Here is a 13,078-nt window from a genome sequence, read left to right on the forward strand (position 1 = left end):
AAGAGTGATAGTCGAATGGGGACGAATAAGCCTGTTGTAATTGGAATTGCTGGTGGTTCGGGATCAGGTAAAACGAGTGTAACGAAAGCGATTTTTGACCATTTTAAAGGTCATTCTATTTTAATCTTAGAGCAAGATTATTATTACAAAGATCAAAGCCATTTACCAATGGAAGAGCGTTTAAAAACAAATTATGATCATCCGCTTGCGTTTGATAATGATCTGTTAATTGAACATTTGCAGCAGTTGCTTGCATATGAGCAAATTGATAAGCCTGTATATGACTATACATTGCATACGCGTTCAGAAGAAATTATTCCGGTTGAGCCGAAAGATGTAATTATTTTAGAAGGAATTCTTATTTTAGAAGACCCACGTCTTTGCGAGTTAATGGACATTAAATTATTCGTTGATACGGATGCTGACCTTCGTATTCTGCGCCGCATGCAACGTGATATTAAAGAGCGCGGTCGTACGATGGATTCAGTTATTGATCAGTACGTAAATGTTGTACGTCCAATGCACAATCAATTTATTGAGCCTTCTAAGAAATTTGCGGATATTATTATCCCTGAAGGTGGACAAAACCACGTTGCAATTGATATTATGGTGACAAAAATTGCAACAATTCTTGAACAAAAAGTAAATTTGTAATAGCATAGTAAAAGATATACGGTAGGAAGGGATTTTTTCCCTTCTTATCGAATACAATGAAACATGCAACCTCATCTATATATAGGTGAGGGCATATTTATATCAACTTTCCATACATATCTTCTTTATATAAAGAAGAATTGGAAATACGGGGTTGTATGTGACAACTCCGCTAGTGCAAGGGTACTAGAAACCTCCGCTAACAATGGAAGCGGAGGAGTTTTCATATGGAACTCCTCTTTTTTTTCGGGGGATTGGTATATAAAAGGAGTGGAAAATATGTCAACAGAAAAAACATACCCTATGACGCAAGAGGGTAAGCAAAAACTAGAGAACGAACTTGAGCAATTAAAAACAGTAAGACGTAAAGAAGTAGTAGAACGTATTAAAATCGCACGTAGCTTCGGGGATCTTTCTGAGAACTCTGAGTACGATGCAGCGAAAGATGAGCAAGCGTTCGTAGAAGGACGTATTACACAATTAGAAAATATGATTCGTAACGCAGTTATCATTAAAGATACTGGCGAAGTATCTACTGTTGTTACATTAGGTAAAACAGTAACATTTAAAGAATTACCAAACGGAGATGAAGAAGCGTATACAATCGTAGGTAGCGCGGAAGCTGATCCATTCGAAGGGAGAATTTCTAACGATTCTCCAATCGCAAAAAGCTTATTAGGTAAGCAAATTGGTGAGAAAGTAACAATCCAAACACCAGGCGGAGAAATGCAAGTAGAGATTGTCTCTGTAAAATAAAAAAAGATTCTCCTATCGGGAGAATCTTTTTTTTCATTCTACAGAAAAAAATTGTGTAAACCTTAGAGTGATTCGACAAAAAATGTCAAAAAAACACTTTAAGCTTTGATATCATAATTAGAGACCATAGGTTTTAAAAGGGAAAAGGGGCTAATTATGAAACATAAAATCTTTACAGGATTGGTTTGTAGCATCTCCATATTAGGACTTGCTGCATGCGGAACGAATGAAGAAACTACATCATCAAAGGGAGAAAAAGTGAAGCAAGAAGAAAAAAAGGATATTAAAGCAACTGAGAGTTCAAAAGCCTTAGAAAATCCACAAGATAAAAAGGAATTTAATGATTTTGATGTAGCGTATCAATTAGCAATTGTCATGAAAATATTTCAAGATGTAACGATTAAGTATGATTACGCAATTGGGAATCCAGATTATTTATTGCGAGATTCGATGGATCAAAAAACAATAGATGATATGAAGAATATGTTACAAGAACAGGCGAAGAATAATGATAAAATTTTAAAAGATGAAGTGAATCAAGCATATACATATTTAAAACAATCGAAAGTAAGTAATAAAGATGATATTCAAAAAATAATAGATGCACAAAATAATTATTTACATATTGTAGATAAGATGATTACTTGTATTGATTCTGTAACAGTTGAGAATGCAAAAGAAAAAAGAAATGAAATGGATAATCTTAGTAAGGATTATTTAAAAATAGCGGCTAATGTAACAACCACTGTAATTGAAGTTGCTAAAAACACTGGAGTGAATGAAACTGAATTTAGATCGCTTCTTATGAAATTTTTAGAGAAGCCAAAGAAACAATAATAGCCTTATATAATATCTGTTTTTGTTTTGGAGATTGTATAAATAAAATAGTACCTCGTCTAAACTACAATAGACGAGGTGTTTTTTATGAAAATAAAACGGAGAATTACAATTGTTTTAATTTGTTTTATGAGCGTTATGTTTGTATTGCTTTGTCGTTTAATCCAAATTCAAATTATAGATACAGAATCATTTACTGATCGCAAAATAAATTTAATTGAAAAAAGTGTTACGCAACGCACACAATCCATTACAGTAGACGATGGACGTGGGCAGTTTATAGATCGTAATGGTAAAAAAATAGGTGAGGAAAAATATCCTGTTTTAATTATTTTTCCATTTTTACAAATAAAAAATGACATGTTAGAGAAAATCGCGCATATCATTGGTGTGTCGGGACAAGAGATTAGAAGACAAATGAAAAATAATAAAAATGCATTTACACTACAAGGAGAAACTGCTCCATTGCGAGTGACACGAGAGCAGATGGAGAAGGTAAATGAATTACATGTATTAGGTATTGTAGCAGCTGAAGTGCGATTAAAACAAACTGGAGAGATAAATCATTTAATTGGTGATGTAGGGGAGAACGAAAGGGAGTTTCAAAAGCGATATGGAGAATTGAAAAGAATCTCAAAACAAACGCCGATAGGTATTTCAGGATTACAGCAATCATTTGATGAATTTCTATTGACTGATGGAGAGGCAAAAGTATTATATCAAGTAGATCGGCAAGGAGAACCAATTTTCGGAAAGCAAGCGAAATACACTTCACCAGGAAATCCATTTTATCCAGTTAGGATTCAAACTACTTTACATAAAGAGTTGCAGCAAAAAGCAGAAGAAGTAATTGAAGCGAACGAAATAAAGAAGGGGGGACTAGTATTACTTGATGTAAAGACAAATGAAATATTAGCGATGGCTAGTAAGCCGTCTTTACAAGTAAGGGATGAGAATTTATATAAAACTACACTTGAAAATCAAATGTTAACGCCACATTTTCCAGGCTCTGTTTTTAAAACAGTAGTTGCAGCTGCAGTCATTGATCAAAAAGTAAATTTGTTTAATCGGACATTTAACTGTAATAAAGATTTATATGGTGAAAACGACCCGCAAGTTAGGATGGGTACACTTAACTTTAAAGAGAGCTTTGCTAGGAGCTGTAACAGGACATTTTCCGAGTTAGGTAACGAGCTATTACAAAAGGATAAGACGGTGCTAGAAACATACGTAGCAGCTTTAGGAGCAAATGAAAAGGTTGGATGGAAAGGTTCTGTATTTCATACACCTCATTTTGAGCAAATGCCAGAAGAAAAGGGTACTACTATTTGGGGGAATGAAGAAAATAAAAATAGTAAAAAAGCGGTAGAACAAACAGCAATTGGACAGAAAGATGTACGTATATCACCTCTAGCAATTGCAAATATGATGGCGACGATTGCGAGGAATGGAGAAAAGATGGAAGTGAAAGCAGTTGAAAAAATAGTATATAAAAATGGAGCGGATTTTTTTACATTTGAGAGCCATACGTTAAATGGAAAACAGCTTTCGTATGAAACAGTGAAAACATTACAAAAGTTATTAAGAGGCGTTGTAACAAGGGAGAAAGGAACAGGAACGGCATTCCGTTCGTTGCCACTAAGTGTCGCTGGAAAATCCGGGACAGCGCAAACAGGGAAAGGGACGAGGGTGAATCGCTGGTTTGCAGGTTATTTTCCGTATGAGAATCCAAGATATGCTTTAGTTGTTGTTGATCTAGAGACTGATAGCAAAGTGAATAAAGTTACACCTATTTTTAAAGATATGGTAGGAGCAATCTATCAATTGGAGAATGAAAAGTAATCTTGCAATTTATAGTGAAATGTCTTCATTTCATGAAAATATCATTGTAAATGTTCAACCTTTCTAGATTTAATGTTACAATAGCAATTAGGAAAAACTGCATGGAGGTTTGGAGAATGGCAGGAGGATCAAGATTCCAACAGAAACAACAAAAACGTCGTCAAAACGGTGTTTTAAATATTGCAATCGCTATTGTATTACTATTAGTAGCTATTGTAGCATATCAATTGTTCGTTCCTAGTACGAAAGAGCAAGCATCTTCTACTGATAAGAAAGTCTCTCAACAAACAACAAAGAATGAGAAAGCTGGAAAATCAGAAGATAAAGAATCTGCTAAGAAAAAAGAAAAAGAACAAGAGCAAGCAGAAGCTAAGAAAAAAGCTGAAGAAGAGAAGCTAAAGGCTGAAGAAGAACAGAAAAAAGCTGAAGAAGAAGCGAAAGCTAACGAGAAAGTATCAGCTGAGAAAACTGTATCTAAGGCAAAAGAGGCGTATACAAAACCTTCTTGGAAAGCTGTAGGAACAGAACAAGGTTCATCACCAGCGATGACGTTTAAACAGGGTTCATCAGATTGGAATGAGATGCAAAGTGCAATTGCTGCAGGTGTTGAAGTACCGAAAGAGCAATTAGTATTCCATTTTGTTGGAAGAGACAAAACTGGAAAGAGCAAAGCTTATGGTGATGTTCAAGATAAGCAAAGTGGGAAAAGATATTATGTAAATATTGATTGGGTAGACAATGAGGGCTGGAAACCAGTACTTGTTCAAACTCTAAACTAAAAAAGAGAGGCTCCTTAGGAGCTTCTCTTTTTTGTTAACGCAATTTCTTTAATTTAAAATGAACAACCGCGCTATAATACGGTCTTTTGCTTTCAGGATCCATAACCATTTGATGTGAGATGTGATGAACTTCAAGCATAAGTGCTTTATTATTATCAATTTGTTCACTAATTGTTCGTTCTAAAGAAGCTAAGTCTCCCGCTTCAAAAAACTCTACTTTATCTTCTAACATTTCAAAGGTAAATGACATGAAGACGGCCCCTCTCCTATGTAATCAACTATAGTGTAACAAAGAAAAGAAGGAAATACCATGTACATTTCAATTGACATTTTTAGAAAGAGGGAATATCATACTGATAAAACCGATAAGAAAAAGGGGAATTTTTATGGGTACAGAATTTAATGGTTTATTTGATGAGTGGGCTCATACGTACGACTCATTTGTACAAGGCGAAGATATACAATATAAAGAAGTTTTCGCCCATTATGAGGACATTCTAGAGGATGTAGTTCACAAGTCATTTGGTAATGTATTAGAATTTGGTGTCGGTACAGGTAATTTAACAAATAAATTATTACTTGCTGGCCGCACAGTTTACGGTATAGAACCGTCGCGTGAAATGCGCATGATTGCAAAAGAGAAATTGCCAAAAGAATTTTCAATTACAGACGGTGATTTTCTTTCGTTTGAAGTTCCAAATTCAATTGATACCATTGTAAGCACCTATGCATTTCATCATTTAACAGATGATGAAAAAAATGTAGCGATTGCGAAGTATAGTCAATTGCTAAACAAAGGTGGTAAAATAGTGTTTGCTGATACGATATTTGCAGATCAAGATGCATATGATAAAACTGTTGAAACAGCAAAACAAAGAGGTTTCCACCAGTTAGCAAACGATTTGCAAACGGAATACTATACACGTATTCCAGTTATGCAGACTATTTTTGAAAACAATGGCTTCCATGTAACGTTCACGAGATTAAATCATTTCGTTTGGGTAATGGAGGCAACTAAGCAATAGAAAGAGGGATTAGATTGAGAATTGCTGTAATTGGAGCAATGGAAGAAGAAGTACGTATTTTACGTGACAAATTAGAACAAGCAGAGACAGAAACGGTTGCAGGTTGTGAATTTACGAAAGGGCTATTAGCAGGGCATGAAGTAATCTTGTTAAAGTCTGGTATTGGTAAAGTAAACGCAGCGATGTCAACGACAATTTTATTAGAAAAATATAAGCCTGAAAAAGTAATTAATACTGGTTCAGCTGGTGGATTCCATCATTCTCTAAACGTTGGTGATGTAGTTATTTCCACTGAAGTTCGTCACCATGACGTAGATGTAACAGCATTTAACTATGAATATGGTCAAGTACCAGGAATGCCGCCTGGATTTAAAGCTGATGAGGCGTTAGTTGCATTAGCTGAGAAATGTATGCAGGCTGAAGAAAATATTCAAGTTGTAAAAGGCATGATTGCAACAGGTGATTCATTTATGAGTGATCCGAACCGCGTTGCAGCCATCCGTGATAAATTTGAAAATCTTTATGCGGTAGAAATGGAAGCAGCAGCTGTTGCACAAGTATGCCACCAATATGAAATTCCGTTTGTTATCATTCGCGCACTTTCTGATATTGCTGGTAAAGAATCAAATGTTTCATTTGATCAGTTTTTAGATCAAGCAGCTCTTCATTCTACAAACTTTATCGTAAAAGTGTTAGAAGAGTTAAAGTAATGTAACAAAAAGGCAACTGTCTCATATAAAGAAAATACATACAGTTGCCTTTTCTTTATTGGCAAACAAGGGGGAGAACACGATGAATGTATATCGTGGAGTTCATGAGTTAATTGGTCATACACCAATTGTAGAAATTACTCGTTTTTCACTTCCGAAAGGAGTCCGTTTATTTGCAAAGCTTGAATTTTATAACCCAGGCGGAAGCGTTAAGGATCGTTTAGGAAGAGAATTAATCGAAGATGCGCTAGAAAAAGGGCTTGTGACCCAGGGTGGAACAATTATTGAACCGACTGCTGGGAATACTGGTATTGGACTGGCACTTGCAGCATTAGAACATGATTTACGTGTTATTGTTTGTGTACCAGAGAAATTTAGTATTGAAAAACAAGAATTAATGAAAGCACTAGGTGCAACGGTCGTGCATACACCGACTGAGCAAGGAATGACCGGTGCAATTGCTAAAGCAAAAGAGTTAGTAAATGAACTACCGAATTCATACTCTCCAAGTCAGTTCGCAAATGAGGCAAATCCTCGTGCATATTTTAAAACACTAGGACCTGAACTGTGGGACGCATTGAATGGAGAGATTAACATATTTGTTGCTGGAGCAGGAACTGGCGGTACGTTTATGGGGACTGCATCTTATTTGAAAGAAAAAAATATAGATATTAAAACAGTTATCGTAGAGCCAGAAGGATCTATTTTAAATGGTGGTAAGGCTGGTTCACATGAGACCGAAGGAATTGGACTGGAATTTATCCCGCCATTTTTGAAGACATCTTATTTTGATGAAATTCATACGATTTCTGATCGAAATGCATTTTTACGAGTGAAAGAATTAGCGAAAAAAGAAGGACTTCTCGTTGGGAGCTCTTCAGGAGCAGCATTTCATGCGAGCTTACTTGAGGCCGAGAAGGCAGCACCAGGTACAAATATTGTAACGATTTTTCCTGATAGCAGTGAGCGCTATTTAAGTAAAGACATATACAAAGGATGGGAATAAAAAATGAGAGCAAAGACAAAGTTAATTCATGGTATTCGCATAGGAGAACCTTCAACTGGATCTGTAAACGTACCGATTTATCAAACAAGTACGTACAAACAAGAAGCAGTTGGTAAGCATCAAGGATATGAATATTCACGTACAGGTAACCCAACACGTGCAGCTTTAGAAGAAATGATTGCTGTATTAGAAAATGGGCATGCTGGATTTGCATTTGGTTCAGGAATGGCTGCTATTACAGCGACAATTATGTTGTTCTCAAAAGGTGACCACGTTATTTTAACAGATGATGTTTATGGCGGAACATACCGCGTTATTACGAAAGTATTAAACCGTTTCGGTATTGAGCATACATTTGTAGATACAACAAACTTAGAGGAAGTTGAAGAAGCGATTCGTCCAAATACGAAAGCAATTTATGTGGAAACACCAACGAACCCACTACTAAAAATTACTGATATTAAGAAAATATCTACTCTTGCTAAAGAGAAAGACCTATTAACAATTATTGATAACACATTCATGACGCCATATTGGCAGTCGCCGATTTCTTTAGGAGCAGATATTGTGCTTCATAGTGCAACGAAATATTTAGGAGGTCATAGTGATGTAGTTGCAGGTTTAGTAGTTGTAAATAGCCCACAACTAGCAGAAGATCTTCACTTTGTACAAAACTCAACAGGAGGTATTCTTGGGCCACAAGATAGCTTCTTACTACTTCGCGGTTTAAAAACATTAGGAATTCGTATGGAAGAACATGAAACGAATTCACGTGCTATTGCTGAGTTCTTAAATAATCATCCAAAAGTAAATAAAGTATATTACCCAGGTCTTGAATCACATCAAAATCACGAATTAGCAACAGAACAAGCAAACGGGTTTGGTGCTATTATCTCATTTGATGTAGATAGTGAAGAAACATTAAATAAAGTACTTGAGAAACTACAATACTTTACACTTGCTGAAAGCTTAGGAGCGGTAGAAAGTTTAATTTCTATTCCATCTCAAATGACACATGCATCAATCCCGGCTGATCGCCGCAAAGAATTAGGAATTACAGATACATTAATTCGTATTTCTGTCGGTATTGAAGATGGTGAAGATTTAATTGAAGATTTAGCACAAGCGCTAGCATAATAAAAAATGCACTGCTCTATATTAGCAGTGCGTTTTTTTATTACGTCTTTTTGTGAAACATTTCACAAAATAGACATACACAAACGAAATGATTTCATGTATATTGAATTCAGGAAACGTTACTCACGAACAAACTTGTGAAACTTTTCACAAACAATGAAATTCATGTAGGAAAGCATCTCTATTTTTTTGTGTTAATTGGGACTTATTTTGACCTACAGGGACATATAAGGACCGTAATAGTAGAATAGGAGGAAATTCACATGGTAGTCAAAGAGAAAGTTGTAAATGAAATGCAGGAAGTAAAAAAGATGATTGATACGCTAGTAAATAATGGTCAACAAGCTTTACAAGCATTAGAAAGTTTTACACAAGAGGAAATTGACAACATTGTTCATGAAATGGCATTAGCAGGTGTTGATCAACATATGCCGCTAGCGAAATTGGCAGTTGAAGAAACTGGCCGTGGTGTATATGAAGACAAATGCATTAAAAATATTTTTGCCACTGAATATATTTGGCATAGTATAAAGCAAGATAAAACGGTAGGGATTATTCACGAAGATCCTCATGAAGAAATAATAGAAATCGCGGAACCTGTCGGTGTAGTAGCTGGAGTAACACCAGTAACGAATCCAACGTCGACAACAATGTTTAAAGCGTTAATTGCGATAAAAACAAGAAATCCAATTATTTTCGCATTTCATCCTTCCGCACAAAAATGTTCTGTGGCAGCAGCGAAAACCGTATATGATGCAGCGATGAAAGCTGGTGCACCAAAACACTGTATTCAATGGATTGAAAGACCGTCTGTTGAAGCGACGAAACAATTGATGAACCATGATGGTGTAGCACTCGTTCTAGCAACTGGAGGCGCTGGTATGGTGAAATCAGCTTACTCTACTGGAAAACCAGCGTTAGGCGTTGGTCCTGGTAATGTACCGTGTTATATAGAAAAATCAGCACATGTAAAACGAGCTGTTAATGATTTGATTTTATCAAAAACATTTGATAACGGTATGATTTGTGCATCGGAACAAGCAATCATTGTCGATAAAGAAATTTATGATGATGTTAAAACAGAAATGATTGAAAACAGTTGTTACTTTGTAACAGAAGAAGAAAGAAAAAAATTAGAAAAGCTCGTTATAAATGAAAATACATGTGCAGTAAATAGTGATATTGTAGGGAAATCAGCACAGTATATTGCCGATTTAGTTGGGATCACTGTTCCTGGACATACAAAAATGCTTGTAGCTGAAATTCAAGGTATCGGAGCAGCATATCCGTTATCCCGTGAGAAACTGAGTCCAGTATTAGCTTGTGTGAAGGCAAATTCATTAGAAGAAGGATTTACATATTGCGAAGAAATGTTGAACCTCGGTGGTTTAGGACATTCAGCAGTTATCCATTCTACAAATAAAGATGTGCAAAAGCAATTTGGGTTACGTATGAAAGCTTGCCGTCTCATTGTAAATGCACCTTCATCACAAGGTGGAATAGGGGATATATATAATGGATTTATTCCATCACTTACACTTGGTTGTGGTTCATACGGAAAGAATTCAGTTTCCCAAAATGTAACAGCGACTCATTTATTAAATATAAAAAGGCTGGCAAATAGAAAAAAGAATATGCAGTGGTTCAAACTGCCACCAAAAATTTATTTTGAAAAACATGCTACAGCTTATTTAGCAAATATGCCTAACATTTCACGTGCTTTTATTGTAACGGACCCCGGAATGGTTGAACATGGCTATGTCGATACAGTCGCGCACTATTTAAACAAGCATGCAAATGATGTGAAAGTTGAAGTTTTCTTTGAGGTCGAACCAGATCCATCAGATGAAACTGTTTTCAAAGGTGCGGAAATGATGAAAAGTTTTAAGCCAGATGTAATTATCGCACTTGGTGGTGGTTCAGCTATGGATGCAGCAAAAGGAATGTGGTTATTCTATGAGCATCCAGAAACGACATTCTATGGTATTAAACAGAAATTTTTAGATATAAGAAAACGTACATGTAAATATCCGGAATTAGGAAATAAGGCGCAGTTTGTTGCGATTCCAACGACATCAGGAACGGGATCAGAAGTGACACCATTTGCGGTTATTACAGATAAGAAAAATAATATAAAGTATCCGCTCGCAGATTATGAATTAACACCAGATGTAGCAATTGTTGATCCACAATTTGTAATGACAGTACCACCACATGTAACAGCAGATACTGGTATGGATGTTTTAACACATGCAATTGAGGCGTATGTGTCTGTTATGGCAAATGACTATACAGATGGATTAGCATTAAAAGCTATTGATCTCGTATTCAAATATTTACCGAGAGCATATAAAGATGGAAATGATGAAGAAGCAAGAGAAAAAATGCATAACGCTTCTGCAATTGCAGGGATGGCATTTGCAAATGCTTTCCTCGGTATTAATCACAGCTTAGCACATAAGATTGGACCAGAATTCCATATTCCGCACGGACGCGCAAATGCCATTCTAATGCCGCACGTAGTCCGCTATAATGCTATTAAGCCAAGAAAACACGCATTGTTCCCAAAATATGAGCACTTTGTGGCAGATGAAAGATATGCACATATAGCGAGAATGCTCGGGCTTCCAGCAAGTTCGGCAGCAGAAGGGGTGGAATCACTCGTCCAAGCAATTATTGAGCTTGGAAAAAGCTTAAATATTAATATGAGTATTGCGGGACAAGGAGTCGATAAAGAGCAATTTGAAGAGGTTGTTGGAGTATTAGCAGAAAGAGCTTTTGAAGATCAATGTACAACTGCTAATCCAAAGTTACCGCTTATTTCAGAGCTGAAAGAAATTTATATGGAAGCATATAAAGGTGAATAATGATAAAAAAAGAGCCGCAGTAAAAGCGGCTCTTTTTTTATTGGAAAACATCTCCCAGAATGGCTGTATTTACTGGTCTTTCAGTTTCATAGAATATGATACAGTGAAATGGAGGAGTGAGAATATAATGAAAGAATTAAAAGGAAAAATAGAAGATTATACTCGGTTTGGACAAATGCTTCTCGCTGTAAGTACATTGTTAATGGTTGGCTTATTGATTCCGAGTGGAGCAAAAGAGACAATCCAATTTTTTGTTATGATGGGGAGCATCGTTATATTTTTAAGCTTATCGTTCTTTTTCTTTCAGCGTGTGAAAGTGATGCGTGACCAGCTAGAGGAAAATGAATGTGAATAATATTGTTAACTAGAGCGCAGCGAAAAGAAAAAATCTTTTTGTCGCGCTTTTTGTTTTTTTGTAGGAAAATATATGCGTTTCGTGTTGACAATGATAATCCTTGTCAATTAAAGTAGAATAGTAGTTAATGATTATCATTATCAATTAGAGGTGAAGGAATGAAAAAATCTATTACGCTATTTACAGCGATTTTATCTATTTTTTTCTTGTTAATAGGTTGCAGTGCCAAAGGGGACGAAAAAGCGTCTGCAACCAAAACAGAAAAAGGAAAAGAGAAAATCGAAATTACCGACCTATCAGGAAGAAAGGTAACATTCGATAAAGTGCCAGAAAGTTTTGCAACATTAAGTATGGGGGACATGGATATTATTCATGCTTTAGGTGGAAAAATAGTAGGTCGCCCGGATACGAAATTAACTCTTCCAGATGAGCTAAAGAAAGCACAAGTAATTGGGAATGCACATCAACCGAATTTTGAGCAAATTGCTAGTTTAAAGCCCGATGTACTTGTTGCTAACAATGGATTCCAAAAGAATGTGCCAACGGTTGAAGGACAAGGAACGCAAGTTATCATTTCTTCTGCGAATTCTGTACAAGATATTCAAAAAAATATTGAATTATATGGAACGGTAATGAAGAAAGAAGATAAAGCAAAAGAAATTAATCAAAAAATGAATGATCAAATGAAGAAATATGAGAAAAAGAGCGATGCGAAAGCATTGCTAGTGTATGGCGCACCAGGAACTTATTTAGCGGCATTACCAACATCTTTATCAGGTGATATTTTAGAAAAAACAGGCGGAAAAAATATTGCTTCTGATTTTCCAGAAACGAAAGAATATCCGCAATATGCACAGCTAAGTGTAGAACGTATTATTGAGGCGAATCCAGATGTGATTTATTTAATTACACACGGAGATCCAAAAAGTGTGAAAAAAGCATTCGAAGGCGAAATGATGAAAAATGAAGCGTGGAAAAATTTAGAGGCAGTAAAACAAAACCGCGTAGTTATTTTGCCACCTGATTTATTTGGATCTAATCCTGGTACAAAAGTTACAGAAGCAATGGACTTTATGTATAAAAGTATACAAGATGTAAGGAAATGATACT

General features: G+C 35.8%; 13 protein-coding genes. 12 read left to right on the forward strand and 1 reads right to left on the reverse strand.

Features of this window, described 5'->3' with window-relative positions; all coding sequences use genetic code 11:
* Nucleotides 1-15 precede the first annotated feature (15 nt).
* The 5 genes from udk (at nt 16) to QO049_RS15755 (ending at nt 4,868) form a co-directional block, all read left to right on the forward strand.
* A complete protein-coding gene (udk, locus tag QO049_RS15735; RefSeq protein ID WP_000537078.1) occupies nt 16-654 on the forward strand; it encodes a uridine kinase in 639 nt (212 codons plus the stop codon).
* A gap of 279 nt (nt 655-933) precedes the next feature.
* Nucleotides 934-1,410: a transcription elongation factor GreA gene (gene greA, locus QO049_RS15740; protein WP_000102591.1), complete on the forward strand. Its 477-nt coding sequence runs from the start codon at nt 934-936 to the stop codon at nt 1,408-1,410.
* A gap of 156 nt (nt 1,411-1,566) precedes the next feature.
* A complete protein-coding gene (locus QO049_RS15745) occupies nt 1,567-2,247 on the forward strand; it encodes a hypothetical protein (protein ID WP_000680878.1) in 681 nt (226 codons plus the stop codon).
* 87 nt (nt 2,248-2,334) lie between these two features.
* Nucleotides 2,335-4,089, forward strand: coding sequence for a peptidoglycan D,D-transpeptidase FtsI family protein (locus QO049_RS15750; protein WP_284489330.1), 1,755 nt, complete (start codon nt 2,335-2,337; stop codon nt 4,087-4,089).
* A gap of 116 nt (nt 4,090-4,205) precedes the next feature.
* Complete coding sequence (locus QO049_RS15755; protein ID WP_000897099.1) at nt 4,206-4,868, forward strand: YrrS family protein; 663 nt, start codon at nt 4,206-4,208, stop codon at nt 4,866-4,868.
* A 34-nt stretch (nt 4,869-4,902) separates the two neighbouring features.
* On the opposite strand, the gene QO049_RS15760 is transcribed toward QO049_RS15755, so the two are convergent.
* Nucleotides 4,903-5,118, reverse strand: coding sequence for a YrzA family protein (locus tag QO049_RS15760; RefSeq protein WP_134995778.1), 216 nt, complete (start codon nt 5,116-5,118; stop codon nt 4,903-4,905).
* Between the two features lie 136 nt (nt 5,119-5,254).
* Here QO049_RS15760 and QO049_RS15765 point away from each other — a divergent pair, with 136 nt between their 5' ends.
* The 7 genes from QO049_RS15765 to QO049_RS15795 all read left to right on the forward strand — a co-directional run bounded on the left by QO049_RS15765 (nt 5,255) and on the right by QO049_RS15795 (nt 13,074).
* The gene (locus tag QO049_RS15765; RefSeq protein ID WP_000536310.1) at nt 5,255-5,893 is read left to right on the forward strand and encodes a class I SAM-dependent methyltransferase; all 639 of its coding nucleotides are present in this window, start codon (nt 5,255-5,257) and stop codon (nt 5,891-5,893) included.
* 14 nt (nt 5,894-5,907) lie between these two features.
* Nucleotides 5,908-6,603: a 5'-methylthioadenosine/S-adenosylhomocysteine nucleosidase gene (gene mtnN / locus QO049_RS15770; protein ID WP_001217024.1), complete on the forward strand. Its 696-nt coding sequence runs from the start codon at nt 5,908-5,910 to the stop codon at nt 6,601-6,603.
* An 82-nt stretch (nt 6,604-6,685) separates the two neighbouring features.
* Nucleotides 6,686-7,609, forward strand: a complete 924-nt coding sequence (locus tag QO049_RS15775; protein ID WP_001103880.1) for an O-acetylserine dependent cystathionine beta-synthase — start codon at nt 6,686-6,688, stop codon at nt 7,607-7,609.
* A gap of 3 nt (nt 7,610-7,612) precedes the next feature.
* Nucleotides 7,613-8,746, forward strand: coding sequence for a bifunctional cystathionine gamma-lyase/homocysteine desulfhydrase (locus QO049_RS15780; RefSeq protein WP_001201908.1), 1,134 nt, complete (start codon nt 7,613-7,615; stop codon nt 8,744-8,746).
* Nucleotides 8,747-9,009: 263 nt separating this feature from the next.
* Nucleotides 9,010-11,613, forward strand: coding sequence for a bifunctional acetaldehyde-CoA/alcohol dehydrogenase (gene adhE, locus QO049_RS15785; RefSeq protein WP_048567733.1), 2,604 nt, complete (start codon nt 9,010-9,012; stop codon nt 11,611-11,613).
* A gap of 127 nt (nt 11,614-11,740) precedes the next feature.
* Nucleotides 11,741-11,968, forward strand: coding sequence for a YrhC family protein (locus QO049_RS15790; protein ID WP_000661265.1), 228 nt, complete (start codon nt 11,741-11,743; stop codon nt 11,966-11,968).
* Nucleotides 11,969-12,126: 158 nt separating this feature from the next.
* Nucleotides 12,127-13,074, forward strand: a complete 948-nt coding sequence (locus QO049_RS15795; protein ID WP_000748453.1) for an ABC transporter substrate-binding protein — start codon at nt 12,127-12,129, stop codon at nt 13,072-13,074.
* The last annotated feature ends 4 nt before the right edge of the window (nt 13,075-13,078 follow it).

The organism is Bacillus sp. RB3, assembly GCF_030164735.1.
GTDB lineage: Bacteria > Bacillota > Bacilli > Bacillales > Bacillaceae_G > Bacillus_A > Bacillus_A cereus.

What these genes read in the sequence shown, in the direction of transcription:
- udk (WP_000537078.1), top strand. Translation starts at nt 16, where the DNA reads ATGGGGACGAATAAGCCTGTTGTAATTGGAATTGCTGGTGGTTCGGGA.
- greA (WP_000102591.1), top strand. Translation starts at nt 934, where the DNA reads ATGTCAACAGAAAAAACATACCCTATGACGCAAGAGGGTAAGCAAAAA.
- QO049_RS15745 (WP_000680878.1), top strand. Translation starts at nt 1,567, where the DNA reads ATGAAACATAAAATCTTTACAGGATTGGTTTGTAGCATCTCCATATTA.
- QO049_RS15750 (WP_284489330.1), top strand. Translation starts at nt 2,335, where the DNA reads ATGAAAATAAAACGGAGAATTACAATTGTTTTAATTTGTTTTATGAGC.
- QO049_RS15755 (WP_000897099.1), top strand. Translation starts at nt 4,206, where the DNA reads ATGGCAGGAGGATCAAGATTCCAACAGAAACAACAAAAACGTCGTCAA.
- QO049_RS15760 (WP_134995778.1), bottom strand. Translation starts at nt 5,118, where the DNA reads ATGTCATTTACCTTTGAAATGTTAGAAGATAAAGTAGAGTTTTTTGAA.
- QO049_RS15765 (WP_000536310.1), top strand. Translation starts at nt 5,255, where the DNA reads ATGGGTACAGAATTTAATGGTTTATTTGATGAGTGGGCTCATACGTAC.
- QO049_RS15775 (WP_001103880.1), top strand. Translation starts at nt 6,686, where the DNA reads ATGAATGTATATCGTGGAGTTCATGAGTTAATTGGTCATACACCAATT.
- QO049_RS15780 (WP_001201908.1), top strand. Translation starts at nt 7,613, where the DNA reads ATGAGAGCAAAGACAAAGTTAATTCATGGTATTCGCATAGGAGAACCT.
- adhE (WP_048567733.1), top strand. Translation starts at nt 9,010, where the DNA reads ATGGTAGTCAAAGAGAAAGTTGTAAATGAAATGCAGGAAGTAAAAAAG.
- QO049_RS15790 (WP_000661265.1), top strand. Translation starts at nt 11,741, where the DNA reads ATGAAAGAATTAAAAGGAAAAATAGAAGATTATACTCGGTTTGGACAA.
- QO049_RS15795 (WP_000748453.1), top strand. Translation starts at nt 12,127, where the DNA reads ATGAAAAAATCTATTACGCTATTTACAGCGATTTTATCTATTTTTTTC.